This window comes from Micromonospora sp. CA-259024, from assembly GCF_050936255.1.
In the GTDB taxonomy this organism is placed as follows: domain Bacteria; phylum Actinomycetota; class Actinomycetes; order Mycobacteriales; family Micromonosporaceae; genus Micromonospora.
In genome coordinates this window covers 3,569,194-3,596,027 of record NZ_JBNJND010000001.1, presented here as the reverse complement: position 1 = coordinate 3,596,027, position 26,834 = coordinate 3,569,194, and the positions used below count along the sequence as shown (strand labels likewise).

Here is a 26,834-nt window from a genome sequence, read left to right as displayed (position 1 = left end):
TTCGGTAACCCGCCCTCGTGCCCGTCGGTGATCCCTACGCTTCGAGGTTGTCCGGCACGCGCGCGCCGCACTCGCCAGGGACAGAGCCGAAGAAGGGGCCGGTGCGATGGCATCGTTCGATGACGTCGAACAGGTCGACGCCGGGGTCCTGAACGTCGGGTACGTGGACGCCGGGCCGCCGGACGGCGCCGCCGTGGTCCTCCTACACGGCTGGCCGTACGACATTCACAGCTTCGTCGACGTCGTGCCGCTGCTCACCGATGCCGGCTACCGGGTCGTGGTGCCGTACCTGCGGGGCTACGGCACGACCCGGTTCCTCTCCGACGACACCATGCGAAACGGTGAACCGGCGGCCATGGGGCTCGACCTCATCGCCCTCATGGACGCCCTGGGAATCGACACCGCGAAGCTGGCCGGGTTCGACTGGGGTGCGCGTACGGCCGACGTCGTGGCCGCGCTGTGGCCCGAGCGCTGCCGTGGGCTGGTCTCGGTGAGCGGCTACCTGATCGACGGTCAGGAGTCGGGAAAGGTGCCGTTGCCGCCGAAGGCGGAACTCGCGTGGTGGTACCAGTACTACTTCGCCACCGAGCGCGGCCGGGAAGGGTATGCCAGGAACCGGCGCGACTTCGCCAGGCTGATCTGGAAGACCGCGTCCCCGAAGTGGATGTTCGACGACGCGACGTTCGACCGCAGCGCGGCGGCGTTCGACAACCCGGACCACGTCGACATCGTGATCCACAACTACCGGTGGAGGCTGGCCCTCGCCGCTGGCGAGCCACAGTACGACGAGGTGGAGAAGCGTCTGGCGGGAAAGCCGAAGATCACGGTGCCCAGCATCTCCCTGGAAGGGGACGCCAACGGCGCGCCGCACCTGGATCCCAGCGTCTACGCCAAGCAGTTCGCCGGGCAGTACGAGCACCGGACCGTCGGGGGCGGTGTCGGGCACAACCTGCCGCAGGAGGCGCCGCGGGCCTTCGCGGACGCGGTGCTGGAGGTCTGACCCGCGCTAGCCCCGGCGGCCGTGTCGCTGAGGCTCCGGACGTTCCACCCGTACGGGATCGCCGCGTACCAGCTCGTCGTGGATGCGCCACCGGGCGGTGATGACGGCCCGCCGCGCCGCCTCGTCGCCGTGCTCGATGCGTTGCCGCAGCAGACGCAGTGCGATACGGCGGTTGAGGCTGAACTGCCGCTCCTCATCCACCACGACGACGATGCCCGAAGGACGGTGCGTCGCTCGTACCGCCGTACTGGCCTTGTTCCGGTGCTGACCACCCGGCCCGCCGGTACGACAGGCGACGATGTCGACGTCCGCCTCCGCGAACGTCATCGGCTGGGCGTCGCATCGGGGCGGCTGGGCGGTGACGTACCAGTTCTTTCGGCCGGCGCTCGCCCGGTACGGGCTGGGTGCCTGCCAGCACAGCGTTCCGGTCCAGGAGGCGGCGAACGCGTACGCGCCAGCACCGGAGATCTGAATGAGCACCGATCGGTAGGTCCCGGGCCGGTCACCCGGCACGGCCTGAACCTGCTGGATCGTCAGGCCTTGGCCGGTGCCGTCCGCGTTGAGGCGGTGCAGTAGCTGGGTCAGTGCCCATGCGCATTCCTGGGGGCCACGCCCCGCGGACAGCAGGAGGAGGACGCTCACGACCGCCCCCGCCTGCCGCGGTGCCCCCGCCGGTCCGGCCGCGACGTGGACCCGAGATCGGGTGTCTTGTAGGTGACCAGGGGAGTCGTGCGGACCACCGGCGTGGCCAGTTGGTGCTCGACAAGGTCCGCGATCACCTGCTCGATGCGCTTGTACGCCGTGGGCGCCTCCTCGAAGAGCAGTTGCCGGTCGCCGCACACCACCAGCGAGCCCACGGGCGTGCGGCGCAGCTCCTCGACCGTGTGCTTGGCCCGGCCCCGCCGCAGGGCGTCGGCGCGCGACATCTTGCGGCCAGCGCCGTGCGCCACCGAATGGTTGGCGTCCGGTCCGGCGTGGGCGGCCACCAGGTAGGACGCCGTGCCCCGCGTGCCGGCGACGAGCACGTCGCGGCCGTCACCCGGCGCCGCACCCTTGCGGTGCAGGTAGACCCCGTCGCGGACCTCGACCAGGTTGTGGCACTGATCGACGATCGGTGCGGAGGGCGCAGCCCCCAGCGCGTACGCGACCCGGGCGGCCAGCACCCTGCGGTTGAGCGAACCCCAGCGCACGGCGTCGTCGTGCATCCTCAGGTAGGCATCCGGATCGGGGGCGGCGCCGGCACCGTGGACCTCGGTGTGTGCCCGCAGGATCCGCTCGCCCAGACCACGGGAGCCGCTGTGGACGATGAGGACGAGATCGTCAGCATCGAGCCCCAGACGACTCGCCTGGACCGAGTCGAGGATGGTGTCGACGCGTGCCAGCTCGACGAAGTGGTTGCCCCGGCCCACCGTCCCGAGACCGTCCAGGTGTCCGGCCGGAACGTCACCCTGCACGACGGCCCAGGCCGGGTCGTCGGCGTCCTGCTCCGGATCCAGGGCGCGGTCGAGGTCGGGAAACCGGGAGACGAGCCGCTCCGGTACGACACGCTTGAGCTTGATGGGGAACACGGCGATGCCGCAGCCGATGTCGGAGCCCACCAGGAACGGGTACAGCACGGTCGACGCCATGGCCGCACCGATGGGCGCGCCCTTGCCGGGGTGCAGGTCCGGCATCGCGGCGACGTGGATCATGCCGTCGAGGGCGGCCACCTGCTGGCACTGTGCGAGCGCTTCGGACTCGATCCAGCTCGCGGGGGAGGCGAACACCGTGACGGTGGCAGGGGCGGACGGGGGCAGGGACTCCCGAGGGGAGTGGTGCTGGGACAAGAATGCTCACTTATCGCGGAGAACGTAGGAACGGACGGCAGCACGGCCCCCCGGGAGTCGGCACCGGTGGCGTGGAGCAGAAGGGGTGTTGTCCGTCAGTACGTCATGGACGTCACTCTCGCGGAGCCCGCCGGGCACGACAAGCGATTTTCCTCCGCGACGTACGCTGCCGCGATGAGCGCACCGCGCCGCATCCTGATCCACGGGGTGTACGGCTCCGGCAAATGCTTGCGGAGGCGCCAAGTTCGCACACGCCACCGTCGGCCCACCTCTAGCTGAGTGTGGGCCGACGGTGGACGGGATGGTGGGGCCCGGCCGGCAGGTCACCGGCCGGGCCACCGATCAGGACTCCTGGCGTCGACGCCGGGCGAGGAAGAACACGAGCCCTCCGAGCACGACCATGGCACTTCCCACGCCCGTCATGGTCGGGACCACGCCTCCGCCGGTCACCGGCAGGATGGGGGCCTTGCCGCCCGGGCTGCCAGGGGCGCCGGGGCTGCCGGGTGCTCCGGGGCTGCCGGGTGCTCCGGGACTACCGGGCGCACCAGGTGCTCCGGGTGCTCCGGGACTACCGGGCGCACCAGGTGCTCCGGGTGCTCCGGGACTACCGGGCGCACCAGGTGCTCCGGGTGCTCCGGGTGCTCCGGGTGCTCCGGGCGCTCCAGGCGCTCCGGGGCTGCCGGGTGCTCCGGGACTACCTGGGGCTCCAGGGCTACCAGGTGCACCAGGGCTCCCGGGTGGGCCAGACGGTCCGGGTGGGCCGGTCGGTCCGGGTGGGCCGGTCGGTCCGGGTGGGCCGGTCGGCCCAGCGCACAGCGGTGCGGTGATGACGTTGGTGTCGAGGGTGACGGCGGCGGTTCGTGCCAGCGCGCGGCCCTGGAGGGTCGCGCCCGTGGCCATCGTGATCGCCGCCTGAGCCATGATGGTGCCCACGAAGGTGGTACCCGTGCCGATCGTCGCCGAGCTGCCGATCTTCCAGAACACGTTGCAGGCCGACGCACCGTTGATCAGAACGACGCTGCTGTTCGACGCCGTCGTCAGCGAGGAGTCGACCTGGAAGATGAACACGGCCGACGGGTCACCCTGGCCGTTGAGCGTCAACGGCCCGGTCAGCTGGGCGGCCCCGATCCGATAGACCCCCTCGTTGAGCGTGTTGCCGCCGAGCTCCGCGGGCAGGTTGGTGAACGGGGTCCGACCGGCCGCGTCGTTGAAGGCGATGGTCAGGTCGCTCTGCGCCTGGAGAGCGACCGCGTCGCCGAGGTGGACCTCGCCGCCGATGGTTGCCGTTTCGAAGCCCGACGCGGTGTTTCCCGGGAACCGTCCGAGACTCTGGGCCAGGAAACTGGGGCCGGTGTTGGTGGGCTCGGCCCCGGCCAGGACGGAGAAGTCAGCCGCAGTCCCCAGGTTGACCGGTGCCTCCTGAGCATTGGCCGCAGTCGAGCTGAAGAGCAGCAAGCTGGCCGCCACGGTCGCGGCTGCGGCAGCCGCGAGCGAAGGCAAGACCACCCGCCGCCGTAGGCGAAGGTTGGGTTTAACTGTCACAGAACACCCTCCGTGGGAACTACTCGCAGGAGACGTCTCGCGAGCCGCGTCCTGCGCGATACGGCCTGTATGGCGCCGACAAGCGCGGTGACCACCACATCACGTCAACCGCGCATATGCGCCTAAAACGGAAGAATAAGTAATCGTCTTCAGTGCAAATGGGATTCCGCTTCGCGTTCGCGATTGTTGGTTTCGCATTTCCCGCATTGGTTCGCCGTCACGACCGCCCCAGGCGTGTCGTATGGCGGCATTTGGTTGCCGGCGCGGGGAAGCGGCGGAAGCGGCCAGGGCAGCCGAGTGGCTGTCGTCCTTATCGCAGGGCGGTCGTCCGCCGATTGTCCTGCAGCAGGGCACGGTTTCCGTCTGTACTGGTTGACAGCACGACTCAACCCAGCACAGACAGGACTGGTTCGATCATGAAGATCGTCGTCATCGGGGGCAGCGGCCTCATCGGTTCCAAGCTCGTGGACAGCCTCGCCGCCCAGGGTCACGAGACGGTGCCGGCCTCACCGAAGACCGGCGTGAACACACTGACCGGCGAAGGAGTGGCCGAGGCGCTCAGCGGTGCCGACGTCGTCGTCGACGTGTCGAACTCGCCGTCGTTCGAGGACGCCGCGGTGCTGGAGTTCTTCGAGACGTCCACCCGGACCCTCCTCGCCGCTTCGGCGGACGCCGGGGTGGGCCACTACGTGGCGCTCTCCATCGTGGGTTGCGACCGGATCCCGGACAGCGGATACATGCGAGCGAAGGTCGCCCAGGAGAAGCTCATCGTCGCGTCCGGGATCCCGTACTCACTGGTGCACGCCACGCAGTTCTTCGAGTTCGTCCAGGGCATCATCGACGCCGCCACGGACGGCGAAACTGTTCACCTGGCGCCGGTGCTCATCCAGCCGATGGCGGCGGACGACGTCGCGGCAGCCGTGGCCGACGTCGTGGTGGGCGCGCCCACGAGCAGTGTGGTCGAGGTCGCCGGTCCAGAGCAGTTCCGCCTCGACGAACTGGGCCGCTCCGTGCTCGCGGCGCGGCAAGACCCGCGTTCGGTGGTGGCTGATCCCGACGCCAGATACTTCGGCGCCGAACTGGGCGAACGCTCGCTCGTCCCCGCCGATGGCGCCCGCATCGCCGGTACGCGCCTCGACGACTGGCGTACGCGGGCGAGCCGCGGGAAGTGACCCGGTCGGCTACGGCGGTGTGACGGGCCGGTCGGTCCGTTCACCGAGGCGCCGCACCAACTCCCGCACCACATCGGTGAACGGCTCGGCGGACTTGTCCGGCCAGTGCCCGTGGATGGGCGGGGGGACGCTGTCGCTGGGCGGCGTCACCACGTCCCGGGGATCGCGCTGTCGGCGGTCCACCGCTGCCGTGGGGTCGAACGTGGTGGCCAACGCGGGTGACCGGTGCGCGGAGAAGATCCAGCCCCCGATCGGGTCCGTGTCGCGCCACAGGTTCACCCACCGCCAACCGACCCGGCGGCCGATCTCGTGCAGTGCCGCGTCGTCGACGTAGGCGGGGAACAGCCGCCCGTAGAGCCGGCGCAGCGGTGACCCGTGAGTGATCAGGGCGACCCGGTTGCCGATCTGCGGTGGCAACTGGAGCACCGTCGCGGCGAGCAGAACCGAGCCGTGGCTGTGCCCGGTGAGCAGCACCGCGTTGCCGCCTTCGACGAGGTACGTGATTCGGCGGGCCAGCTCCGGCACGGCCCGCTCGGAGTAGCAGGGTGGCGCGAACGGGTGGGCGGCCCGGGGCCAGAAGGTGCCAAGGTCCCAGAGGACGCCGACGTGCCGCCGGAACGGGACGGTCCGGTAGGCGAAGATGCCTGCGATGATCAGGCTGAGGATGAGCGCCGCGATCAACCAACTGCCGAACGCGATGCCGAAGGTGACCGCGTCCGCCGGCACCTGGAGGTTCCGCTCGATGACGTCGCTCGGGAACTGCCCCAGGAGGCCGACCGTGGTGGTGGCCGTGGTGAGTCCGGCGAGGCAGCCGTAGAGCACGGCCAGCGGCACCAGTTTCTCGGTGAACCGGGCGCGGGCGATCGCGTCTCGGACCTGTCGTAGTCGGGGTCCGGCCTCCGGCGGCGGGTTCGGGTAGTCGCACGCGACGATCGCTGCCGCAGCCCGGCGTCGGCCGCGGCGGGAGATCAGGATGACGAGACCCGCGACGACCAGGGTGACCAGCACCGCGCGCAAGAAGCCGTAGATCGCCCAGGTGTACGCCGCGGGCGGGCCGGTGGCGATGCCCTCACCGGTCGGCACGTCACGATCCAGGAAGTCCGCCACCCGGTAGATCAACTCCGCGGAGTACGCCACCGCCAGGCTGATCCCGGTGGCCGCGATCACGAGCGCGCCCAGCCCGAACAGCGGGGTGGCTCCTCGCTCCCGGTGCCAGAGCAGCACCACGCCCAGGGCCACCAACAGCGTCGTCTGGGCGACGAACAACCCGGTCAGGGCGGTGTCGTGGCCGGGAAGTTGACGCCCCTCGTGCCACGGCTGCGGGCTGCTCAGCACGTAGACCACGACGACGATGGTCAGGACGATGGCGGCGGTCCGAAGCGTGCGGGTGACCCCGTCGAGCCGCTGATCGTCGGCGGCCCGGTCGATCACCGGGGGCGTGCAGAGCAGGCCCACGCAGCCGATCAGGACCACGCCGGTGGTCACCGTCAGCGCGATTGTGGCGGCCGTGGCGCCGCCGGCTGCTCGGGCCAGCAGCAGGGTGAGGTCCAGTGTCGCGAACGCGGCGGCGACGTGGATGGAGCGCAGCCGGCCCACCAGCGGCTCGGCGTCCCACTGACCGACCGTGCCGAGCCGAGACCCGGAGATGGCCTGGTCCGGTGCGCGAAACGCCTCGAACGTCCGTCCCGGGCGGTTGCTGATCCGCCAGACCAGGCCGATCGCGGCAGCCGGGATGAGCGCGAGCACCGCCAGACGCGCTCCGACCGGCCGCCCGCCCAACCAGGACAACCAACTGCGCCCGGCCTGGCAGCGTGGCGAGGACAGGCACTTCCAGCCGATCAGATCCAGGGTGACGCCCGCGATCGCGAGCACGAACAGCACGGTGAGTGTGAGCGCCAGCAACCGGCACAGTGACTTGACCGTCGACTCGGAACCGGGATTCGCCGGGCGCATCCAGATCGCCACGTTGACCAGCATGAACGGCAGCAGGAAGACGACCGCCAGGGTGCGGGCCACGGTCCCGGAGGGCAGGTCACCCCAGCGGTACGCCTCCAGCGTCACCCCCTGCACGCCCGAACACCGGGGGCGCGGCCGGTAGAAGCCCCCGTTGCGGTCACCCGCGACCTGCGCCGTCTCCTGCAGGTCCAGCACCTGTCCGGCGCTCGCGCCGGAGACTCCGTGCACCCGCAGCTCCACCACGCCGCCGGAGGTGTCCGGCCCGCTCAACCGCGCTGATCCATCCGACGTCCCCCCGAGGCGTCTGGGCAGCCCCTTGTCACGCGATCCGCCCGAGGCCAGCCCGCCATCAGACGCCGGGACAGCCACCCGACGGCGGCAGACCGCGGTCTACCCGAACCGGACGGCCTCAATCGCGGCAGACAGCAGGCGGCGACCGCTCACTCGACGCTCCGACCGGCGGTCTGGGCGTCCCGCGCCAGTTGACGCTCGCCGCGCTGAGCGCGGTTGGCGACGGCTGGCGAGGACTCAGTGCGCCCGGGCGGGTGTCAGGTCGGTCCTCGCCAGCCCGGTGTCCGGGTCGAAGGGGAACGACACGTGCTGGTGGATCATCTCCCAGCCCCGCTCGGCCCGCTGGAACACCCGGGTGCCCCGGGACCAGCTCACGATCGTGGCGCCGTCCGGCTGTTGCGCGGTCATCCGGTTCAGGCCCCACGAAACAGCCAGGTCGTCGCTGACGATGACCGCCAGCTCCGGAACGGTCCAGGTGACGGTCCCGGTGCTGACGTCGAGACCGTTCGCGCAGACCTCGCGAACCTGGTCCCGGCCGACGTACTCCAGCGGCTGCTCGTGCTCGTACGAGACGACGGACTCGGCGACGGGTGCCATGATCCCGTCGAGGTCCTTCGCCTCGGTGGCCTCGTACCAGCGGTGGTGCAGCGCCCGCACATCGCGCTCGGAGGTCTCGCGGTCGGCCGAGCCGCGGTCATCGGCGAACGAGTGGTGTTCGTGGGCCACGACCCACGAGCCGTTCTCCTTGCGCAGGCCGAGGGTCAGGCGCAGCAGCAGCTCCGGCCGTTTGGCGAGGTCGTCCGGAGTGCCGCAGCGCAGGAGCGCGGTGGCGTAGGCGACGGTGTCGCCCGCGGTGACGTCGAGGCTGGTCAGCTCGAAGGCGGCACCCGACGCCTGCCATCGGAAGAAGTCTGGCCAGGTCCGCTCGTACGCCTCGATGCCCCGGACCCCCTGATGCGGCGGAGGGACGTCGTACATGACGATGTCCGCGGAGTGGTGGGCGAGGACGCCGGGCAGGTCACCGGCGTGGACCGCCCGCGTCCACCGTTGGATCAGCTCACGGATCTGGGTCTCGTCGTCGGCCATCGTGCTCCCTCGTCGGTCGGTTGGGCTCACCTCTACAACCCGGGTGGACCGACAAACTCATCGCCGCGCGCCGACCAACTTTCTCCGTCCTGGTCGAGCTGCGTCCGCAAGCTGCAGAGGGACAGGGTCTCCGGGGTCAGGAAGGACACCACCTCGGCGATCCGGGCGCCACGCAGCGCGACGACGTCCAGGGCCGCCGCGGTGAAGACGGACGCCTCCGGGCTCCAGAGGTACGTCCCGAAGGCGAGCTGCCCGTTCGCGTAGGTCGGGACGAACCGCCACCGCAGCGACAACGGGCCGTCCAGCAGGAACTGCCGGATCGCGTCGCGGCCCTCGTACCACTGCGGCAATGGCGGCATCGAGTACCGGGCGTCGTCGGTGAGCATCGCCAGGATGGCCTCGATGTCGGCCCGCTCCCACGCGGTCACGTATCGCCGCGCCAGCTCGCGTACCTTCTCGTCGCCGAGGCCGTTCAGCTCCACCTGCTGGCTGCTGGTCGGCCGTAGCGCGTCCACCACCCGGCGGGCCCGTTGCAGGGCGCTGTTGACCGCCGTGGTCGAGGTGCCGAGCAGGTCGGCGACCTCGGCGGCGGGGTAGCCGAGCACCTCCCGCAGCAGCAGCACGGCCCGCTGTCGGCCGGGTAGGCGCTGCAGCGACGCGACGAACGCGAGCTCCAGGTGCTCGCTCTCGACCAGCCGCTGCGCCGGATCCCGCTGTTCGACGGCTCCGGGGAGCCGATCCGGATACGGCCCGAGCCACGCCGTCTCGGCCACGGGCGCGGCCCCCGGTGTGAGGTCGGTCGGCAGCTCCCGGCGGCGACCCCGGCCCTCGATCATGGTCAGGCAGCGGTTGGTGGCGATCTTGTAGAGCCAGGCGCGCAGAGTGCCGCGGTCCTCGTACCGGTTCTGGCTCTGCCAGGCTCGCGCGAACGTCTCCTGCACCGCGTCCTCGGCGTCGTGGAACGAGCCGAGCATCCGGTAGCAGTGGGCGGTCAGCTCGTCTCTGTGCTCCTCGATCAGCCGAACGAACGTCACGGTGGGGCAGCCTACATTCGGCGTGGTCGACGTCTGGATCGCCTCGCTGTCGGCTCGAGGTCGATCCACCGGCGGTGGGAAGGATTGATCCGGTCACGGTGGGGTAGGTGCCGCCATGGTCGCTGCCGGTCGGCGCGGAGCGGTCGGGCGCGCGTTGGCGCGGGCCGGTCACAGCGTTCGAGATGGGCCGGAGGCGACCCTGGTCCGGCTCCGGGACCGCGCGGTGGCCACGCTGCGGGACCGGTTCGCTCGGGTACGGGCCCTCGGCGGCCTCGCCGTGCAGGCTGGCCTGGCGGCGGCGTTGTCCTGGTTTGTGGCGCACGAACTGGTGCACATATCGCAGCCGGTGTTCGCGCCGATCTCCGCCGTCTCCACCCTCGCCGCGTCGGTCGGTCAACGGCTGCGCCGCACGGTCGAGCTGATCGTCGGCGTCACCGTCGGGGTGCTGGTCGGTGACCTGCTGCTCGTGGTGATCGGTACCGGGTGGTGGCAACTCGCACTGATCGTCGTGCTGGCGATCGTGGTGGCGTTGTTCCTTGCCGGTAGCGCGGCGGTGGTGATCCAGGCCGGGGCGACGGCGGTGCTCATCGCCACGCTCAGCCCGTCGGTCCGCGATCTGGAGATCCCTCGGTTCATGGACGCGCTCCTCGGGGGAGGGGTGGCACTCCTGGTTACCGCCGTGCTTCTGCCGCTGAACCCGCTGCGGGTGCTCAACCGGGCCGCGCGGCCGGCGTTGGACCTCCTCGCCGCTCAGCTCGACGCCACCGCCGGCGCTCTGGCCGATGGTGATGCCACCCGTGCGCGTACGGCCCGGAGCGAGCTGCGGCAGAGCAAGGATGAGCTGAAGGCTTTCGTCGAGGCGGCCCAGGGCGCCCGGGAGGCCAGCACCCTGTCGCCGGTGCACTGGCACGAACGGCGGGGGCCAACCGGGAACTATGTGCGGGCAGCAGAGCCGATCGACCGGGCGATGCGCAACAGCGGGACGTTGATCCGTCGGTCGGTGACGCTGATCGAGGACGGCGAACCGGTTCCGGAGCCGTTGCCGCGGGCGGTGGCCGATCTCGCCGAGGCCGTCCGGTTGCTCAAGCGGCAGTTCGCCGCCGGTGATGAGCCGAAGCGTGCGCGCGAGCAGGCGCTACGGGCGGTTCAGGTGGCCGGCCACGCGTACCGGGAGGGGGTTGGTTTCTCCGGTGCCGTCGTGGTGGCGCAGATTCGTACGACTGTCAGCGACCTGCTGGTGGCCGCCGGGCTGACCCAGGAGGAGGCGAATTCCCTGGTCCGCCGCAGGTTCGGCGATCTGCGAGCGTCCGACGACCCGCAGCGGGACTGATCTGATGGCACCGCCGTGAGCCAAGGTGTTGCATGCTGAGCCAAAGTGGTGCCATGATGGTGTCATGGAGCTGAGGTCTTACGTCGAGAACCTGCGTAACGAGTTCGCCGTGGCTGCGGAGGGCGTCGAACCGGAAGCCCGGGTGCTGGCCGAACGGCTCTTCACGCAGCTGGAGGCGGCCACCCGTCTCACGTTGCTCGAGGCGCTGTCCGACGCGGCCGACGAGATCACCCGTGAGCTCGCACCGGGCTCGGTGCACGTCCGGTTGCGCGGGCGCGAGCCCGATTTCGTGGTGTTGCCGGCCAGCCCTCCGGCCGATGAGGGGGGCGCGGCCAGCGGCCCGCCGACGCTGCCGGTGCCGGTGGCCGCGCCCGAGGGTGACGAGGGCGGCACCTCGCGGATCAACCTCCGGCTCCCCGACCACCTGAAGGCCAGCGTCGAGGAGGCCGCTGGGCGGGCCGGGCTCTCCGTCAACGCCTGGCTGGTGCGAGCTGTCGCCGGCGCCATCGGGGCGGGCGAAACGGAGCGTCGCCCGCCCCGGCGGGTGGAGCCGCGCTCCGGCCAGCACTTCACCGGCTGGGCCCGCTAACTCACCGTCCCCCTTTTCCTCGCGCCGCTGACCAGCGGCGACATTCGCCGACCACCTTCCGGGAGACCACCATGCCTTTTTTCGATACGCCAGAACCGATCTCCGTCCAGCTCGAGCTGCCCGTCGGTGACGCGTGGATCGCCGCGACGGACCGCGCCGACACGGTGGTGACGGTGCGACCGCGTGACCCGTCGAGCAAGGCCGACGTGAGCGCCGCGGACCAGACGACAGTCGAGTACACCGCCGGGCAACTGCTGATCAGGGTGCCGAAGAGCTGGCGCCGCTACGGCTTCGGGTCCGGACCGTCGGTCGATGTCCTGATCGAGCTGCCGACGGGGTCGCGGGTGCACGCCGAGTCGGCGTGGGCGGCATTCCGTTGCGAGGGTCGCCTTGGCGAGTGTCGTATCAAGACCGGGAGTGGGGTCCGGCTCGACGAGACCGGGCCGCTCGACATCGACAGCAGTCACGGCGAGATCGCGGTGGAGCGCGTCGTGGGTTCGGCCCGGGTGAAAGCCTCGTCCGGCAAGGTGCGCATCGGTGCCGTCGACGGCGCCGCCGAGATCAAGAACTCCTCCGGCGACTGCTGGATCGGGCGGAGCGGCGGCGACGTTCGGGTCAACACCGCGTACGGCGACATCACCGTCGACGCCCCGATGGCCTCGGTGACGGCACGCACCGCGTACGGCAACGTCCGGCTGGGCGAGATCGTGCGGGGGTCGATCGAGCTGGACACCTCGTTCGGGGCCATCGAGGTCGGCGTCCGTCGTGGGACTGCCGCCTGGCTCGACGTCAGCTCCAAGCACGGCCGCGTGCACAACGCCCTCGAGACGACCGACAGCCCGGCACAGACCGACGAGACGGTCGAGGTCCGGGCCAACACCTCCTACGGCGACATCATGATCCGCCGCGCCTGATCCGCCACGACACCGTCCACAAATGAGGAGACCATGACCAGCTCCATGAAGCCCGCGATCGTCGCCGGCGAACTGCGAAAGTCCTACGGTGACAAGGTCGTGCTCGACGGCATCGACCTGATGATCAGCGAGGGAACGATCTTCGCGTTGCTCGGCCCCAACGGCGCCGGCAAGACCACCACCGTCCAGATCCTCTCCACCCTGATCAACGCCGACAGCGGCCACGCCCGCGTCTTCGGCCACGACCTGACCCGAGAGCCCGACGCGGTACGCCGACTCATCGGCGTCACCGGTCAGTTCTCCGCCGTGGACAACCTGCTCACCGGGCGGGAGAACCTGAACCTGATGGCCGACCTGTGTCACCTGGACAAGGCGACCGGGCGGCGACGGACCGCCGACCTGCTCGATCAGTTCGACCTGGCGGAGGCGGCAGGCAGGTCGGCGGCGACGTACTCCGGCGGTATGCGCCGGCGGCTGGACCTGGCGATGACCCTGGTCGGTGAACCTCGCGTCATCTTCCTCGACGAGCCGACGACCGGCCTCGACCCGCGCAGCCGCCGCGCGATGTGGCAGATCATCCGTGCACTCGCCGCTGAGGGCGTCACCATCCTGCTCACGACCCAGTACCTGGAGGAGGCCGACCAACTCGCCGACCGAGTCGCGTTCCTCGACCACGGCCGACTGATCGCCGAAGGTTCCCCGCACGAGCTCAAGCGCCTCATCCCGGGCGGCCACGTGGTGCTGCAGTTCGCCGACCAGGAGGGGCTCGACCTGGCGTCTCGTACGTTCGCGACCGCCACCCGGGATGACACGGCGCTCACTCTCCAGGTGCCGAGCGACGGCGGGGTCGGCTCGCTGCGATCCCTGCTCGACCAGCTCGACCGCGCCTCGATCAGCGTGGACGGTCTCTCCGTGCACACCCCCGATCTCGACGACGTCTTCCTCGCCCTCACCGGCCAGCCCGATGCCCGGGCCGGCCGACCCGACCACGAAAGGGCCGCAGCGCGATGAGCACCCTCTCCCTCGCCGTCCGCGACTCGAGCACCATGTTGCGGCGCAACCTCCTGCACATGCGGCGTTACCCGTCGATGACCCTCATGCTCGTCGGCATCCCGGTCATCATCCTGCTGCTCTTCGTCTTCGTCTTCGGTGGCACGCTCGGCGCCGGCCTCGGCCCCTCCGGCGACCGCGGCGACTACGCCAACTACGTCACCCCCGGCATCCTGCTGATCACGGTGGCCAGCGCGGCGCAGGGCACCGCCATCTCGGTCGCCATGGACATGACCGAGGGCATCATCGCCCGGTTCCGTACCATGGCGATCTTCCGACCGTCGGTCCTCACCGGCCACGTGCTGGGCAGCCTGATCCAGACGATGCTCGGCATCGCGGCCGTCATCGGCGCGGCACTGCTGGTCGGGTTCCGGCCCACGGCCAACCCGGTCGAATGGCTCGCCGCGATCGGTGTCCTCGCCATGATCACCTTTGCGCTCACCTGGCTGTCGGTCGCCCTCGGCCTCGTGAGCGAGAGTGTCGAGACGGCGAGCAACCTGCCCATGCCGCTGGTGCTCCTGCCGTTCCTCGGCAGCGGGTTCGTCCCCACCGACTCCATGCCGACCCCGGTGCGGTGGTTCGCCGACTACCAGCCCTTCACGCCCGTCATGGAGACACTTCGCGGCCTGCTTCTCGGCACCGGAATCGGCGCCAACGGGATCATCTCGGTCGTCTGGTGCGTCGTCATCAGCGTGCTCTGCTTCCTCTGGGCCAAGGCCCTGTACAACCGCAACCGGGCCGCCTGATCCGACAGGCGTTCCACGTCCAGCCATCGCGACCGACGGTCCGGCCCTGTGGGTCGGGCCGTCGGTCGTCCGTGCCGCGCGCGCCTGCTGTCTGTGCCGCGCGCCCCGACGATGGTGTCGCGTGGCCGCCCGAGGCGCTGACCCGGCTTGGCGTGAGCGCATGATCTACTCGGATTCCGTGAAGTCGGCCTGTCGCTGCGCTTGGGATACCACGACTTCAGGGAACACGAGTCGATCAACAGGACTCCGGCTCCTGCGTACGGCGGTTCGGGTCCTACGGCGGACGGGGCGCACGAACGTCACGGGACGCGCGGGGCGCGCATGCGTACGACGCACGGGTTGCCCACGGCGCGGGTGCTCATGGCGCGGGGTCCTACGGCGCGCGGGGTGCCCGCGTCGCGCGCACGACGCGAGGAGGCTCACGGCGCGTGGGGCGCACGGGCGCACGACGCGCGGGGATGACGAGTCGGGCGAGGGGTTTGAAACGTCGAATGTTATCGATAACACGGCTCTGCTGTCCGGCCGCGTGATGCCCGTGTTGGCCTGCCGGGCGCTCAGCCCTGAGCCCGGCAGCGGCGGGCGGCTCTTCCATAGATCTGATCATGAGGGTGTGGCGGTTCCGGTGATGTTATCGCTGACATGACCGCCGGTCGCCCCGCCGTCGTATTCGGACGGCCACGCGGGAGGCCGCACCTGTGGCCCTGCCTGGCGGGTGCCCGGTCGACGGTTGGGTCGCACGGCGCCCCTGCGGTCACCACGCGGCGGGGCAGGCGCCGGAATCGCGCATTTTGCACCGGTCCGATATCGACGCGCCCGAGTCGGTTGTACTCTCGCGTTCCGTTACGGAGCTGTTGCGGCCGGATGTCTTGACGAGTCTGGATGTGAGCGTTAACACTATCCCCGTTAACGGTGGAGGTGAACATGAACCGTGTGGACGGAGCTGACGACCGCTACGTCGTCGGTGTCGACTACGGCACCCTGTCCGGGCGAGCTCTGGTGGTTCGGGTCGGTGATGGTGCCGAACTCGGGACCGCGGTGCACGAGTACGGCGACGGAGTTATCAGCGCGGCACTCCCGGGAGGTCGCCCGCTGCCCCCGGACTGGGCCCTGCAGAATCCGGAGGACTACCGCGACGTGCTGCGGTACGCCGTCCCGGCGGCGATGTCGGCCGCGGGGGTCGACCCCGCCGCGGTCGTCGGCATCGGCATCGACTTCACCGCCTGCACGGTGCTGCCGACCGACGCCGACGGCACCCCGCTCTGCGAGGATCCCGAGCTGCGCGACCGGCCGCACTCCTGGGTCAAGCTGTGGAAGCACCATGCCGCGCAGCCGCACGCCGACCGGATCAACGCGCTGGCCCACGAGCGGGCCGAGCCGTGGATCGGGCGGTACGGCGGCAAGATCTCCGCCGAGTGGCAGTTCGCCAAGGGCCTGCAGATGCTGGAGGAGGACCCGGAGGTCTACCACCGGGCCGAGCGCTTCATCGAGGCAGCCGACTGGATCGTCTGGCAGCTCAGCGGCACCGAGACCCGCAACGTCTGTACGGCCGGGTACAAGGGCATCCTGCAGGACGGCCAGTACCCTTCCGAGTCCTTCCTGACCGCGCTCAACCCGGGCTTTGGCGACTTCGTGGCCAAGCTGGACGGTCCGTTGCTGCCCCTCGGCGCCCGGGCCGGCACGCTCACCGCACGGGCCGCCGCCTGGACCGGCCTGCCGGAGGGGATCGCGGTGGCCGTCGGCAACGTCGACGCGCACGTCACCGCGGCGTCCGCGCAGGCCGTGGAGCCCGGCCGGCTCGTCGCGATCATGGGTACCTCGACCTGCCACGTGGTCAACGGCGCGCAGCTTGCCGAGGTGGCCGGGATGTGCGGGGTCGTGGACGGCGGCATCAGCCCCGGCGCCTGGGGTTACGAGGCCGGGCAGAGCGGCGTCGGCGACATCTTCGGCTGGTTCGTCGAGCACGCCGCCCCGGCTGGCATCGCCTCGCACGAACGTCTCACCGAGCTGGCCGCGAGCCAACCGGTCGGCGGGCACGGCCTGATCGCGCTGGACTGGTGGAACGGCAACCGCTCGCTGCTGGTCAACCACGACCTCAGCGGGATGATCGTCGGAATGACCCTGGCCACCCGGCCACAGGACATCTACCGGGCGCTGCTGGAGTCCACCGCGTACGGCACCCGGATGATCATCGAGGCGTTCGTCGAGGCGGGAGTCGCGGTGAACGACCTGGTGATCGCCGGCGGTCTCACCAACAACGATCTGCTGATGCAGATCTACGCCGATGTGACCAAGCGGCCACTGAACATCATCGGCTCCGCGCAGGGGCCGGCGCTGGGGTCGGCGATCCACGCCGCCGTCGCCGCCGGCGAATATCCCTCGGTCCACGAGGCGTCGCAGGCGATGGGCCGGGTGCACGAGGCCGTCTACCGGCCGGATCCCGAGCGGGCGCGCGCCTACGACGCGCTCTACGCCGAGTACCGGAGGCTGCACGACCACTTCGGTCGCGGCGGCAACGACGTCATGCTCCGGCTGCGGGCGATCCGCAACGCGGCAGTCGAGAGCGCTGGGGCCGCCCAGGAGACCGTGTTGGAGGTCGTTGCGTGAACACCGAGGTGACCCGACAGATCCGCGAGCTGCGCGAGACCGTGGCCCGCCTGCACTCCGAGCTGACCCGCTACGGCCTGGTCGCCTGGACCTCCGGCAACGTCTCCGCGCGGGTTCCTGGCCAGGACCTCCTGGTCATCAAGCCGAGCGGCGTCAGCTACGACGACCTCACGGCGGACACGATGGTGGTGTGCGACCTCGACGGCGCTCTCGTCGAGGGCGACTTCGCCCCGTCCAGCGACACCGCTGCCCACGCGTACGTCTACCGGGCCATGCCCGAGGTCGGTGGGGTCGTGCACACGCACAGCTCGTACGCGACCGCCTGGGCCGCCTGTGGGGAGGCGATCCCCTGCCACCTCACCGCCCAGGCCGACGAGTTCGGTGGGGAGATCCCGGTCGGTCCGTTCGCCCTGATCGGCGGCGACGACATCGGCAAGGGCATCGTCGCCACGCTCGCCGGTCACCGCTCACCCGCGGTGCTGATGCGTAACCACGGCGTCTTCACCATCGGACGCGACGCCCGTGCGGCGGTCAAGGCCGCGGTCATGTGCGAGGACGTGGCCCGTACCGCGCATCTGGCCCGCACCCTCGGGCAGCCGGTGCCGATGGCGCGGGCCGACATCGATGCCCTCTACGACCGCTACCAGAACGTCTACGGCCAACAACCAGTCGCACCGGCGGGTTCCTGACCCCTTCCCCGGTCATCCGGGACCCGCCGGTCTGCACCACGACGCACCAGCACGCACCACCCGCGTACACCGCTCTGTCGCACCCCGGCGGTTGGCGCGGTTACCCACCACATCCAGCCAAGGAGATTCGATGGGAAAGATGCGAACGCAGTCCGTTCGGTGGCGCGCTGTCGCGGTCCTCGCCAGCGCGTTGCTGGTCGGTGGCGTGGCGGCCTGCGGCAACAGTGACACCGGCGGCGGCGGGTCCGCGGACGACGGCAAGATCACGATGGGCTTCTCGCAGGTCGGTGCGGAGAGCGGATGGCGTACCGCGAACACCACCTCGATCAAGGAGGCCGCCGCCGCGGCCGGGATCGAGCTGAAGTTCGACGACGCGCAGCAGAAGCAGGAAAACCAGATCAAGGCGATCCGCAACTACATCCAGCAGAAGGTCGACGTGATCGCCTTCTCGCCGGTGGTGGAGTCCGGGTGGGACACCGTGCTCAAGGAGGCCAAGGACGCCGGCATCCCCGTCATCCTCACCGACCGCTCGGTCGACTCGGCCGACAAGTCCCTGTACAAGACGTTCCTCGGCTCGGACTTCGTCAAGGAGGGCCGGCTCGCCGGTGAGTGGCTGGTCGAGCAGAAGAAGACCGCGTCGGGCCCGGTGAACATCGTCGAGTTGCAGGGCAGCGCCGGTGCGGCCCCCGCGAACGACCGCAAGAAGGGCTTCGCCGAGGCGATCGCCGCCAACCCGAACCTGAAGGTCATCGCTTCGCAGACCGGTGAGTTCACGCGGGCCGGTGGCAAGGCCGTGATGGAGCAGTTCCTCAAGGCCAACCCGAAGATCGACGTGCTGTTCGCGCACAACGATGACATGGGCCTGGGCGCGCTCGAGGCGATCACCGCCGCCGGCAAGGTGCCGGGCAAGGACATCACCATCATCACGGTCGACGCGGTCAAGGACGGTATGCAGGCCCTCGCCGACGGGAAGTTCAACTTCATCGCGGAGTGCAGCCCGCTGCTCGGCCCGCAGCTGATGGACCTGGCGAAGAAGGTCCACGCGGGCGAGCAGGTGCCGGCTCGGATCGAGACCGAGGAGACCACCTTCACCCAGGAGCAGGCCAAGGAGGCTCTGCCCAACCGCAAGTACTGACCGACGCCGGGGGTCGCCGCGCTCGCGTGGCGGCCCCGCTGCGTCGCCCCCTACCCGCAACGGACCGGGCATGGCCCGCGACCACCCCGTACCAGGCCCGCCCGGGCGACCGCAGGGACGACCGGGCGGGCGCGCGGGGGCGCAGCGGCCCTTCCGCGTCGACAACCCAGAAGAGGTCTGATGGGATGACGGATAGCCGTCCGGTCCTGACGATGACCGGGATCAGCAAGTCCTTCCCCGGGGTGCGCGCACTCCACGACGTCAACTTCCGGCTCTTTCCCGGCGAGGTGCACGCCCTGATGGGCGAGAACGGCGCCGGCAAGTCGACCCTCATCAAGGTGCTGACCGGCGTCTACGACACCGACGACGGCACCATCACCCTCGATGGTGAACCGGTGTCCTTCACCGGGCCGATGCAGGCGACCGCCGCCGGGGTGAGCACCGTCTACCAAGAGGTCAACCTCTGCACCAACCTCTCGGTGGCGGAGAACATCTTCATCGGCCGCGAGCCCCGGCTGCTCGGTGCCGTCCGCTGGGGTGAGGTCCGTCGCCGTGCCCGGGCCCTGCTGGCCCGCCTCGACCTCGACCTCGACGTCAGCGCCCCGCTCGGGTCGTACTCGCTCGCGATCCAGCAGATGGTCGCCATCGCCCGCGCGATCGACATCAAGGCCCGGGTGCTGATCCTGGACGAGCCGACGTCCAGCCTCGACGCCGGCGAGGTGGCGCAGTTGTTCCGCATCATGCGGCAACTGCGCGACGAGGGCATCGCCATCCTGTTCGTGACCCACTTCCTCGATCAGGTCTACGAGATCGCCGACCGCATCACCGTGTTGCGCAACGGTGGGCTCGTCGGCGAGTTCCCGACCGGCGAGCTGCCCCAGCTCTCCCTGGTCGAGAAGATGATCGGCAAGGAGCTCGACGTCCTGGAGGGCATCGAGGAGCACTCCCGGCGGGACCTGGCCGCGCTGGAGGAGGGCACGCCCCTGCTGGCGGTCTCGAAGTTCGGCCGGGCGGGCGCGGTCGAGCCGTTCAGCCTCACCATCCACGCTGGCGAGGTGGTGGGCCTGGCCGGCCTGCTGGGCTCCGGGCGGACCGAGGTGGCGCGGTTGCTGTTCGGCGCCGACCGGACCGACGGCGGGCAGGTCGCGGTTGACGGCACGTCGAGCAGCCTGCGTACCCCCGCCCAGGCCATCGAGCATGGCGTCGGTTTCTGTTCGGAGAACCGCCGCGCGGAGGGCATCGTCGCCGACCTGTCGGTCCGCGAGAACATCATCCTCGCCATGCAGGCTGCCCGCGGCTGGCTGCGGCCCATCCCGCGTCGTCGCCAGGACGAGCTGGTCGAGAAGTACGTCAGGGCACTCAACATCCGGCCGTCGGATCCGGAGGTGCCGGTACGCAACCTCTCCGGTGGCAACCAGCAGAAGGTGCTCCTGGCCCGGTGGCTGATCACCGAGCCGCGACTGCTGATCCTCGACGAGCCGACCCGGGGCATCGACATCGGCGCGAAGACCGAGATCCAGAGGCTCGTGACGCAGCTGTCCGACGGCGGCATGGCGGTGCTGTTCATCTCCGCCGAGCTGGAGGAGGTGCTGCGCCTCAGCCACAAGGTGGCCGTGATGCGGGACCGGCAGATGGTCGCGCAGCTCGCCAACGACGACAGCCTCGACGCCGACCGCATCATGCAGACCATCGCCAGTGGGTCCCACCGGGAGGAGGCAGACCGATGAACGCCACCATGGACCGTTACCGGACGTTGACCGGTCACCGGCTGTTCTGGCCCGCCGCCGTGCTGGTCGTCATGCTCGCCGCGAACACGATCTACCGGCCCGGGTTCCTGTCCATCGAGCTCAAGGACGGGCACCTGTACGGCACGCCGATCGACATCCTGCGGCTGAGCGCGCCGCTGATCCTCGTCGCGCTGGGCATGACCCTGGTCATCTCGACCGGTGGCATCGACCTGTCGGTCGGTTCGCTCTGCGCGATCAGCGGCGCGATCGCCTGCATGTACATCAGCAAGCAGCCCGACCAGAACAGCCTTACCGTGGTCCTGACCGCCCTCGCGATGGCGATGGGGGTCTCGCTCGTGCTCGGCGCCTGGAACGGGGTGCTGGTGGCCGTGATCGGAATCCAACCGATCATCGCCACGCTGATCCTGATGGTGGCCGGCCGAGGGCTGGCCCAGCTGATCACCGAGGGTCAGATCATCACCATCAACTCCGAGCCGTACCGGGCGATCGGGCTGGGCCACCTGCTGACCCTGCCGCTGGCCATCTTCATCGCCCTCGCCGCGGCCCTGCTCGTCGCCGCGTTCACCCGCCGCACCGCACTCGGCATGATCGTCGAGTCGGTGGGCGGTAACGCCGAGGCGAGCCGACTCGCGGGCATCCGCTCCGGCCGGGTCATCTTCCTCGCGTACGTGCTCAGCGCGGGCTGCGCCGCCATCGCCGGGTTCATGATGACGGCCAACGTCTCCAGCGCCGACGGCAACGCAGCCGGCCTCTGGGTCGAGCTCGACGCCATCCTCGCGGTGGTCATCGGCGGCACGTCCCTCGCGGGCGGCCGGTTCTTCCTCAGCGGCACGATCGTCGGCGCGCTGATCATTCAGACCCTGACCACCACGGTGTACGCCATGAACATCTCCCCGCAGACCGCGCTGCTGTTCAAAGCGGTCGTCGTGATCGCGGTCTGCCTCATCCAGGCGCCGGCCTTCCGGGCCCGGTTCGCCCGCCGTAGGCGCAACGCACCGCCGCCCAGCGCCATCGCCGACAAGCCGAAGGAGCAGGTCCCGGCATGACCACTGGATCGCTCACCGCGCGCCCGAGCTGGCTGCGGCTGCCGAGGCGGCAGGTGCCGGTGCTGGCCACGCTCGCCCTACTGCTGGTCATGTACGGCATAGGCGTGTCCCAGTACACGGCGTTCTCCAACGTGCAGGTCATCTTCAACGTCTTCATCGACAACGGCTTCCTGCTCGTGGTCGCGATCGGGATGACCTTCGTGATCCTCACCGGCGGCATCGACCTGTCGGTCGGGTCCGTCGTCGCCATGACGGCGATGGTGTCGGCCTGGCTGCTCCAGGAGGGGCTGCCGGCGGCGCTGGTGCTCGTCATCGCCCTGCTCATCGGTCCGACGCTCGGCCTGCTGATGGGCTGCGTCATCCACTTCTTCGAGATTCAGCCGTTCATCGTCACGCTCGCCGGGATGTTCTTCGCCCGGGGGATGTGCACGTTCATCTCCGGCTCGTCCATCCCGATCACCGACGGGTTCTGGACCAGGATGTCGCAGGAGCGGATCGGCGACCCCCGGGGCAACTTCGTGTCGATCAGCGTGCTGATCGCCTTCGTCGTGCTCGCCGTCGCCGCGTACACGCTGGCCTACACCCGGCTGGGCCGCAACGTGTACGCCATTGGCGGCAACCCCCAGTCGGCCCTGCTGATGGGCCTGCCGGTGGGGCGGACCCGGATCGCCGTCTACACGATCAGCGGCCTGTGCTCCGCGATCGGGGGGATCCTGCTGTCCTTCTACACCCTCTCCGGCGCGCCGTTGATCGCCGTCGGCATGGAGCTGGACGTCATCGCCGCCGTCGTCATCGGGGGCACCGTGCTCACCGGCGGCGCGGGCTACGTCTTCGGCACGGTGCTCGGCGTCCTGGTCCTGGGCGTGATCCAGACCCTCATCACCTTCGACGGGAGCCTCAACTCCTGGTGGACCAAGATCGTGATCGGGGGTCTGCTCTTCGCATTCATCCTCCTGCAGCGCCTCATCGGAATCCGTTACAAGTGACCGCCCCTCTCGCGGAAGGCAACCCCATGGCACCACACACCGAACCCGAGATCTGGTTCCTCACCGGCAGCCAAGGCATGTACGGCGAGGAGACGCTCCGGCAGGTCGCCGAGCAGTCCCGTCAGATCGCGGCCGCGCTCGACGACTCGCCGCAGATTCCCGCCCGCGTGGTCTGGAAGCCCGTCCTGACCAACAGCGGTGAGATCCTGCAGGTCTGCCGGGACGCCGCCGCTCAGGGTGCCGTCGGGGTCATCGCCTGGATGCACACGTTCTCGCCGGCCAAGATGTGGATCTCCGGTCTGGATGCGTTGCAGACACCGCTGCTGCACCTGCACACCCAGGCCAACGTTCTGCTGCCGTGGAACGACATCGACATGGACTTCATGAACCTGAACCAGGCCGCCCACGGCGACCGCGAGTTCGGGTACATCCAGACTCGTCTCGGGGTGGCCCGTAAGACGGTGGCCGGGCACGTCAGCGACCCGCGGGTGACCACCCGGGTCGGGGCGTGGGCGCGCGCCGCGCTGGGCTGGTCGGCGATGCGGTCGCTGCGCCTGGCCCGCTTCGGTGACAACATGCGCGACGTCGCGGTGACCGAGGGCGACAAGGTCGAGGCCGAGCTGCGGTTTGGGGTCTCGGTCAACACCTACGGCGTCAACGACCTGGTCGAGGTGGTCGGCGAGGTCACCGACGCGCAGGTGGACGACCTGGTCAAGGAGTACGAGGACACCTACCGCATCGTCGGCGAGCTGCTGCCCGGCGGCGAGCAGCACGACTCGCTGCGGTACGCCGCGCGCCTGGAGCTGGGCATGCGCGCCTTCCTGGACGCGGGCGGGTTCCGGGCCTTCACGACGAACTTCGAGGACCTCGGGGGGCTGCGTCAGCTGCCGGGCATCGCCGTGCAACGGTTGATGGCGGACGGCTACGGCTTCGGCGGCGAGGGCGACTGGAAGACCTCGGTCCTGGTCCGCACCCTCAAGGCGATGTCGGTGGGCGTGAGCGGCGGCACGTCGTTCATGGAGGACTACACCTACGACCTCACCCCGGGCAACGAGCTGGTGCTCGGCGCCCACATGCTGGAGGTCTGCCCGACCATCGCCTCCGACGTGCCCAACGTGGAGATCCATCCGCTGAGCATCGGTGGCCGGGAGGACCCGGTCCGGCTGGTGTTCGACGCCGCGCCCGGTCCGGCCGTGGTGCTCGGGCTGGCCGACATGGGGGAGCGCTTCCGGCTCGTGGCCAACGAGATCGACGTGGTGTCCCCGCCGCAGCCGCTGCGCCGGCTGCCGGTCGCCCGGGCTGTCTGGCGTCCGCGCCCCGATCTGCCGGTCTCGGCCGAGGCGTGGATCACCGCGGGCGCCCCGCACCACACTGTGCTGTCGCAGGCGGTGGGCGTGGAGGAGCTGCACGACCTGGCGGAGATGAGCCGCACCGAACTCGTCGTCATCGACGCCGAGACGGAGCCTCGCCGCTTCGCCGACGAGATCCGCTGGAACCAGGCCTACTACCGGCTGGCCCGCGGCTTCTGACCCACGCGGCCCCGCCGCGTCCATGACGGGTGGTCCGTCCCTGCCTGCATCCCTCGGGCAGGGGCCGGCCACCCGTCTGCGTGCCGGCCTAGCACGACCACGAGCCGTGTGGGTTACGTCTTGACTAAGGGCGTGTTATCGCTCACAGTCTATAACCAAGACGGTCGATGTCTGTGGCTGGCCCGGCCGCGATCATCTCTCTTCCCGTGCCCGGCAGATCAGTGCCGCACGCCACGGGCGGTGATGTTAGCGATCACATTCTGCGATTCGGCCAGCTCGGCACGCCGCCCGGTGCCGCGGATACCGACCCAGACCGTTCGGTTCACTTCGTCGAAGGAGGATCATGGTTGCCATCGGTCGGGTTCCCTGGGTAGCACCACCGGTGCGGGGGCGTGGGTGGCTGTCGCGCGTCGCCGCCGCGGCGGTCGCGGTGGTGGTCGGCGGCGCTCTCGCGGCGGTCGCACCGACGGCCGCGTCGGCCGCGACGGTGGACACCAACGCTTGGTACGTGTTGGTGAACCGCAACAGCGGTAAGGCGCTGGACGTGTACAACCAGGCGACGAACGACGGTGCGCGGATCACACAGTGGACGCGTAACGACGGTGCGTGGCAGCAGTGGCAGTTCGTGGACTCCGGTGGCGGTTACTACCGGTTGAAGTCGCGGCACTCGGGCAAGGTGCTCGACATCTACAACTTCTCCACCGCGAATGGTGCCGCGGTGGTGCAGTGGGCGGACGGCAACGGCACCAACCAGCAGTTCCGGTTGGCGGATTCGGCCGGCGGCTACGTGCGGCTGATCAACCGGAACAGCAACAAGGCGGTCGAGGTGCAGAGCGCCTCGACCGCCGATGGTGGGAACGTGGTGCAGTACGACGACTGGGGTGGCAACAACCAGCAGTGGCAGCTCGTCGCCGTCAGCGGCGGCAACCCCGGCACGTCGTACCCGAACCCGGTCGTGTGGCAGGACTTCGCCGACGTCGACATCATCCGGGTCGACAACGTCTACTACATGTCGGCGTCCACCATGCACTACTCGCCGGGTGCGCCGGTGCTGCGCTCGTACGACCTGGTCAACTGGGAGTTCGCCGGTCACTCGGTACCCCGGCTGGACTTCGGGTCGAAGTACGACATGAGCGGCGGCCGGGCGTACGTCAACGGGATCTGGGCCTCGACGTTGAACTTCCGGCCGAGCAACCGGACGTTCTACTGGGCCGGGTGCATCGACTTCGCGCAGACCCACATCTACACCGCGTCCGCCGTCGACGGCACCTGGAGCCGGCACGCGACCATTCCGAACTGTTACTACGACGCCGGAATGCTGATCGACGACAACGACACCATGTACGTGGCGTACGGCAACGGCACCATCAGCGTCGCGCAGCTGTCCGCCGACGGGCGATCCCAGGTCCGCGCCCAGCAGGTGTACACGACGCCGTCGAGCATCGGGACTCTGGAGGGCGCCCGGTTCTACAAGCGCAACGGCGCCTACTACATCTGGCTCACCCGCCCCGCCAACGGCCAGTACGTGCTGAAGTCGACAAACGGCCCCTTCGGCCCGTACGAGCAGCGTCAGGTGCTGCTCAACATGCCCGGCCCGATCTCCGGCGGCGGGGTGCCGCACCAGGGCGGGCTGGTGCAGACCCAGAACGGCGCCTGGTACTACATGGCCTTCGTCGACGCCTACCCCGGTGGCCGCATGCCGGCGATGGCCCCGATCACCTGGACCAGCGACGGCTGGCCGCAGGTGCAGACCGTCAACGGCGCCTGGGGCAGCTCGTACCCGGTGCCGAACCTGCCCGCACCGCCGCGGGCGGTGAAGCCGCTCACCGGCACCGACACGTTCGCCGGCACCACTCTCGGGCCGCAGTGGGAGTGGAACCACAACCCCGACAACAACAACTGGTCGGTCAACAACGGGCTGCGCCTGCAGACCGCCACCGTCACCGGCGACCTGTACGCCGCGCGCAACACGCTGACCCACCGGATCCAGGGGCCCAGTTCCACCGCCACCATCGAGCTGGACTACTCCACGATGCGCGACGGTGACCGCACCGGCCTGGCGGTGCTGCGCAACTCGTCGGCCTGGATCGGGGTCCGCCGCGACAACGGCATCACACGCCTGGTCATGCAGAACGGCCTCACGATGGACGGCAGCTGGAACACCACCAGCACCGGCAGCGAGGTGGCGAGCACCGCCGTCTCCGGTGGCCGGATCTGGTTGCGCGCCAACGCCGACATCAGACCCGGCTCCGGCCGACAGGCCCGCTTCTCGTACAGCACGGACGGGGTCACCTTCACCTCGTTCGGCAACGCCCTGACCCTGGCCAACAACTGGCAGTTCTTCATGGGCTACCGGTTCGCCATCTTCAACCACGCGACCCAGGCGCTCGGCGGTGCGGTCACGGTACGGCGGTTCGACCTGGCGACCCCGTGACACCAGTCACACGGCGATCGGCCTGACGGGTGACGCCGGCAAGCGTGTACATGTCCGGCACGTGAAGGCCGCACCACCACGTCATGTCCCTGCCGACCTGCTCCACGCTCTGTCCAGGAGCGTGGAG

21 protein-coding genes and 1 pseudogene are annotated in these 26,834 nt (G+C 69.9%); 16 read left to right on the top strand and 6 right to left on the bottom strand.

Translation table 11 applies throughout. The features are described from left to right. Positions 1–106 precede the first annotated feature (106 nt). Positions 107–1,000 (top strand): alpha/beta fold hydrolase, encoded by an 894-nt coding sequence (locus ACQEUX_RS15675; RefSeq protein ID WP_433047624.1) that lies wholly within the window; start codon positions 107–109, stop codon positions 998–1,000. A 6-nt stretch (positions 1,001–1,006) separates the two neighbouring features. Here the strand turns inward: ACQEUX_RS15675 and prfH are convergent, their stop codons facing one another. Continuing rightward, positions 1,007–1,642 carry a peptide chain release factor H gene (gene prfH / locus ACQEUX_RS15670; RefSeq protein WP_433047621.1) on the bottom strand — a complete coding sequence of 212 codons (636 nt, stop codon included), beginning with the start codon at positions 1,640–1,642 and terminating at the stop codon, positions 1,007–1,009. Continuing rightward, a complete protein-coding gene (locus tag ACQEUX_RS15665; protein ID WP_433047618.1) occupies positions 1,639–2,826 on the bottom strand; it encodes an RNA ligase RtcB family protein in 1,188 nt (395 codons plus the stop codon). The genes prfH and ACQEUX_RS15665 overlap by 4 nt, the downstream gene beginning before the upstream one ends. A 503-nt stretch (positions 2,827–3,329) precedes the next feature. Between ACQEUX_RS15665 and ACQEUX_RS15660 the strand changes: the two genes are divergently transcribed. Next, a complete protein-coding gene (locus ACQEUX_RS15660) occupies positions 3,330–3,653 on the top strand; it encodes a hypothetical protein (RefSeq protein ID WP_433050017.1) in 324 nt (107 codons plus the stop codon). A gap of 55 nt (positions 3,654–3,708) precedes the next feature. On the opposite strand, the pseudogene ACQEUX_RS15655 reads toward ACQEUX_RS15660, so the two are convergent. Next, positions 3,709–4,293: pseudogene (locus tag ACQEUX_RS15655) on the bottom strand (ice-binding family protein); the annotation flags it as partial. A gap of 491 nt (positions 4,294–4,784) precedes the next feature. Here ACQEUX_RS15655 and ACQEUX_RS15650 point away from each other — a divergent pair. Then, positions 4,785–5,540, top strand: coding sequence for an SDR family oxidoreductase (locus ACQEUX_RS15650; protein WP_433047615.1), 756 nt, complete (start codon positions 4,785–4,787; stop codon positions 5,538–5,540). A gap of 9 nt (positions 5,541–5,549) precedes the next feature. Here ACQEUX_RS15650 and ACQEUX_RS15645 read toward each other — a convergent pair whose 3' ends face one another. The 3 genes from ACQEUX_RS15645 to ACQEUX_RS15635 form a co-directional block, all read right to left on the bottom strand. Continuing rightward, on the bottom strand, positions 5,550–7,766 hold the full coding sequence (locus ACQEUX_RS15645; protein ID WP_433047612.1) for a hypothetical protein: 2,217 nt from the start codon (positions 7,764–7,766) through the stop codon (positions 5,550–5,552). A 258-nt stretch (positions 7,767–8,024) separates the two neighbouring features. Then, a complete protein-coding gene (locus ACQEUX_RS15640) occupies positions 8,025–8,873 on the bottom strand; it encodes a YybH family protein (RefSeq protein WP_433047609.1) in 849 nt (282 codons plus the stop codon). Positions 8,874–8,905: 32 nt separating this feature from the next. Next, a complete protein-coding gene (locus ACQEUX_RS15635) occupies positions 8,906–9,907 on the bottom strand; it encodes a sigma-70 family RNA polymerase sigma factor (RefSeq protein WP_433047606.1) in 1,002 nt (333 codons plus the stop codon). A 115-nt stretch (positions 9,908–10,022) separates the two neighbouring features. On the opposite strand from ACQEUX_RS15635, the gene ACQEUX_RS15630 reads away from it, so the two are divergent. The 13 genes from ACQEUX_RS15630 (at position 10,023) to ACQEUX_RS15570 (ending at position 26,707) form a co-directional block, all read left to right on the top strand. Beyond that, positions 10,023–11,237 carry an FUSC family protein gene (locus ACQEUX_RS15630; RefSeq protein WP_433047603.1) on the top strand — a complete coding sequence of 405 codons (1,215 nt, stop codon included), beginning with the start codon at positions 10,023–10,025 and terminating at the stop codon, positions 11,235–11,237. 64 nt (positions 11,238–11,301) lie between these two features. Then, positions 11,302–11,826 (top strand): hypothetical protein, encoded by a 525-nt coding sequence (locus tag ACQEUX_RS15625; RefSeq protein ID WP_433047600.1) that lies wholly within the window; start codon positions 11,302–11,304, stop codon positions 11,824–11,826. A gap of 71 nt (positions 11,827–11,897) precedes the next feature. Then, positions 11,898–12,740 carry a DUF4097 family beta strand repeat-containing protein gene (locus tag ACQEUX_RS15620; RefSeq protein WP_433047598.1) on the top strand — a complete coding sequence of 281 codons (843 nt, stop codon included), beginning with the start codon at positions 11,898–11,900 and terminating at the stop codon, positions 12,738–12,740. Positions 12,741–12,773: 33 nt separating this feature from the next. Then, entirely contained in the window at positions 12,774–13,751 is a 978-nt protein-coding gene (locus ACQEUX_RS15615; RefSeq protein WP_433047595.1) for an ATP-binding cassette domain-containing protein, read from the top strand. After that, positions 13,748–14,536, top strand: coding sequence for an ABC transporter permease (locus ACQEUX_RS15610; protein WP_433047592.1), 789 nt, complete (start codon positions 13,748–13,750; stop codon positions 14,534–14,536). The genes ACQEUX_RS15615 and ACQEUX_RS15610 overlap by 4 nt, the downstream gene beginning before the upstream one ends. 921 nt (positions 14,537–15,457) lie before the next feature. After that, positions 15,458–17,140, top strand: coding sequence for a ribulokinase (gene araB, locus ACQEUX_RS15605; RefSeq protein WP_433047589.1), 1,683 nt, complete (start codon positions 15,458–15,460; stop codon positions 17,138–17,140). After that, positions 17,137–17,829, top strand: coding sequence for an L-ribulose-5-phosphate 4-epimerase (locus tag ACQEUX_RS15600; RefSeq protein WP_433047586.1), 693 nt, complete (start codon positions 17,137–17,139; stop codon positions 17,827–17,829). The genes araB and ACQEUX_RS15600 overlap by 4 nt, the downstream gene beginning before the upstream one ends. Before the next feature lie 139 nt (positions 17,830–17,968). Further along, positions 17,969–18,964 carry an ABC transporter substrate-binding protein gene (locus ACQEUX_RS15595; RefSeq protein WP_433049868.1) on the top strand — a complete coding sequence of 332 codons (996 nt, stop codon included), beginning with the start codon at positions 17,969–17,971 and terminating at the stop codon, positions 18,962–18,964. A 185-nt stretch (positions 18,965–19,149) separates the two neighbouring features. Then, a complete protein-coding gene (locus ACQEUX_RS15590; RefSeq protein ID WP_433047583.1) occupies positions 19,150–20,691 on the top strand; it encodes a sugar ABC transporter ATP-binding protein in 1,542 nt (513 codons plus the stop codon). Further along, complete coding sequence (locus ACQEUX_RS15585) at positions 20,688–21,758, top strand: ABC transporter permease (protein WP_433047580.1); 1,071 nt, start codon at positions 20,688–20,690, stop codon at positions 21,756–21,758. The genes ACQEUX_RS15590 and ACQEUX_RS15585 overlap by 4 nt, the downstream gene beginning before the upstream one ends. Further along, complete coding sequence (gene yjfF, locus ACQEUX_RS15580) at positions 21,755–22,744, top strand: galactofuranose ABC transporter, permease protein YjfF (RefSeq protein ID WP_433047577.1); 990 nt, start codon at positions 21,755–21,757, stop codon at positions 22,742–22,744. Before ACQEUX_RS15585 ends, yjfF begins: the two co-directional genes overlap by 4 nt. A 26-nt stretch (positions 22,745–22,770) precedes the next feature. Continuing rightward, positions 22,771–24,273, top strand: coding sequence for an L-arabinose isomerase (gene araA / locus ACQEUX_RS15575; RefSeq protein WP_433047574.1), 1,503 nt, complete (start codon positions 22,771–22,773; stop codon positions 24,271–24,273). Between the two features lie 343 nt (positions 24,274–24,616). Continuing rightward, positions 24,617–26,707 carry a family 43 glycosylhydrolase gene (locus tag ACQEUX_RS15570; protein WP_433047571.1) on the top strand — a complete coding sequence of 697 codons (2,091 nt, stop codon included), beginning with the start codon at positions 24,617–24,619 and terminating at the stop codon, positions 26,705–26,707. Positions 26,708–26,834 lie beyond the last annotated feature (127 nt).

Excerpts from the sequence above, each read along its gene's own strand:
- ACQEUX_RS15675 (WP_433047624.1), top strand. The coding sequence starts at position 107 with ATGGCATCGTTCGATGACGTCGAACAGGTCGACGCCGGGGTCCTGAAC.
- ACQEUX_RS15650 (WP_433047615.1), top strand. The coding sequence starts at position 4,785 with ATGAAGATCGTCGTCATCGGGGGCAGCGGCCTCATCGGTTCCAAGCTC.
- ACQEUX_RS15640 (WP_433047609.1), bottom strand. The coding sequence starts at position 8,873 with ATGGCCGACGACGAGACCCAGATCCGTGAGCTGATCCAACGGTGGACG.
- ACQEUX_RS15630 (WP_433047603.1), top strand. The coding sequence starts at position 10,023 with ATGGTCGCTGCCGGTCGGCGCGGAGCGGTCGGGCGCGCGTTGGCGCGG.
- ACQEUX_RS15625 (WP_433047600.1), top strand. The coding sequence starts at position 11,302 with ATGGAGCTGAGGTCTTACGTCGAGAACCTGCGTAACGAGTTCGCCGTG.
- ACQEUX_RS15620 (WP_433047598.1), top strand. The coding sequence starts at position 11,898 with ATGCCTTTTTTCGATACGCCAGAACCGATCTCCGTCCAGCTCGAGCTG.
- ACQEUX_RS15615 (WP_433047595.1), top strand. The coding sequence starts at position 12,774 with ATGACCAGCTCCATGAAGCCCGCGATCGTCGCCGGCGAACTGCGAAAG.
- ACQEUX_RS15610 (WP_433047592.1), top strand. The coding sequence starts at position 13,748 with ATGAGCACCCTCTCCCTCGCCGTCCGCGACTCGAGCACCATGTTGCGG.
- araB (WP_433047589.1), top strand. The coding sequence starts at position 15,458 with ATGAACCGTGTGGACGGAGCTGACGACCGCTACGTCGTCGGTGTCGAC.
- ACQEUX_RS15595 (WP_433049868.1), top strand. The coding sequence starts at position 17,969 with ATGCGAACGCAGTCCGTTCGGTGGCGCGCTGTCGCGGTCCTCGCCAGC.
- ACQEUX_RS15590 (WP_433047583.1), top strand. The coding sequence starts at position 19,150 with ATGACGGATAGCCGTCCGGTCCTGACGATGACCGGGATCAGCAAGTCC.
- ACQEUX_RS15585 (WP_433047580.1), top strand. The coding sequence starts at position 20,688 with ATGAACGCCACCATGGACCGTTACCGGACGTTGACCGGTCACCGGCTG.
- yjfF (WP_433047577.1), top strand. The coding sequence starts at position 21,755 with ATGACCACTGGATCGCTCACCGCGCGCCCGAGCTGGCTGCGGCTGCCG.
- araA (WP_433047574.1), top strand. The coding sequence starts at position 22,771 with ATGGCACCACACACCGAACCCGAGATCTGGTTCCTCACCGGCAGCCAA.
- ACQEUX_RS15570 (WP_433047571.1), top strand. The coding sequence starts at position 24,617 with ATGGTTGCCATCGGTCGGGTTCCCTGGGTAGCACCACCGGTGCGGGGG.